The sequence below is a fragment of the Nonomuraea turkmeniaca genome (genome assembly GCF_005889735.1).
Taxonomy (GTDB): Bacteria; Actinomycetota; Actinomycetes; order Streptosporangiales; family Streptosporangiaceae; genus Nonomuraea; species Nonomuraea turkmeniaca.
The window spans coordinates 1-1,304 of record NZ_VCKY01000540.1 but is presented as its reverse complement, the minus strand read 5'-3'; the positions used below and the strand labels follow the sequence as shown (position 1 = coordinate 1,304).

Below are 1,304 nucleotides of genomic sequence, written 5' to 3'. Positions count from 1 at the left end.
TTTGACGACCCGCGATGCTTGCTCACGTTGCGAGGTTGTCTGGCGTGCGTGTAGTCAGTCCGCCGCGAGCCCTCGGAAGGACATCTGTTGGCAGCCTCGCGCAACGCCTCCGCCGTACCCGCTGGTCCCCGTCGCGTCTCTTTTTCGCGTATCCAGGAGCCTCTGGAAGTTCCTGACCTTCTCGCTCTGCAGACCGAGTCTTTCGATTGGCTGCTCGGAAACGAGAAGTGGAAGGCCCGGGTAGAGGCGGCTCGCCAGGCCGGGCGCAGGGACGTCCCGACCCAGTCGGGTCTCGAAGAGATCTTCGAAGAGATCAGTCCCATCGAGGACTTCTCGGGGACCATGTCCTTGTCGTTCCGCGATCACCGGTTCGAGCCGCCCAAGTACTCAGTCGATGAGTGCAAAGACAAGGACATGACCTTCTCCGCCCCGATGTTCGTGACGGCGGAGTTCATCAATAACACCACTGGTGAGATCAAGAGCCAGACGGTGTTCATGGGGGATTTCCCGCTCATGACGCCGAAGGGCACCTTCATCATCAACGGCACCGAGCGTGTCGTGGTCTCGCAGCTGGTCCGTTCGCCTGGCGTCTATTTCGAACGTGATGTCGACAAGACGTCGGACAAGGATCTGTACGGCTGCAAGGTCATCCCGTCGCGGGGTGCCTGGCTCGAGTTCGAGATCGACAAGCGTGACAGTGTCGGTGTGCGCATCGACCGTAAGCGCAAGCAGGCCGTCACCGTGCTTCTCAAGGCACTGGGCTGGACCAACGATCAGATTCTCGAGCGGTTCGGCCAGTACGAGTCGATGCGGGCCACTCTGGAGAAGGACCACACGGCCGGCCAGGATGACGCTCTGCTCGACATCTATCGCAAGCTGCGGCCGGGTGAGCCGCCGACCAAGGAGTCGGCGCAGACCCTGCTGGAGAACCTCTATTTCAACCCCAAGCGGTACGACCTGGCCAAGGTGGGTCGCTACAAGATCAACAAGAAGCTGGGCGTCGACTCGGAGATCACTCAGGGCACCCTGACCGAGGACGACATCGTCGCGATGGTCGAGTACCTGGTGCGGCTGCACGCCGGTGCGGAGTCGGTGCCGGGCCTGAACCGCGAGGTCATCGTGGAGGTCGATGACATCGACCACTTCGGCAACCGGCGGGTGCGCAGCGTCGGCGAGCTGATCCAGAACCAGGTCCGCCTGGGCCTGGCCCGCATGGAGCGCGTCGTCCGCGAGCGCATGACCACGCAGGACGTCGAGGCGATCACCCCGCAGACCCTGATCAACATCCGCCCGGTCGTGGCGTC

1 pseudogene is annotated in these 1,304 nt (G+C 62.7%); it reads left to right on the top strand.

Annotation, left to right across the window (positions count from 1 at the left end):
* Window positions 1–87: 87 nt before the first annotated feature.
* A pseudogene (locus ETD86_RS54395) lies at window positions 88–1,304 on the top strand (DNA-directed RNA polymerase subunit beta); the annotation flags it as partial.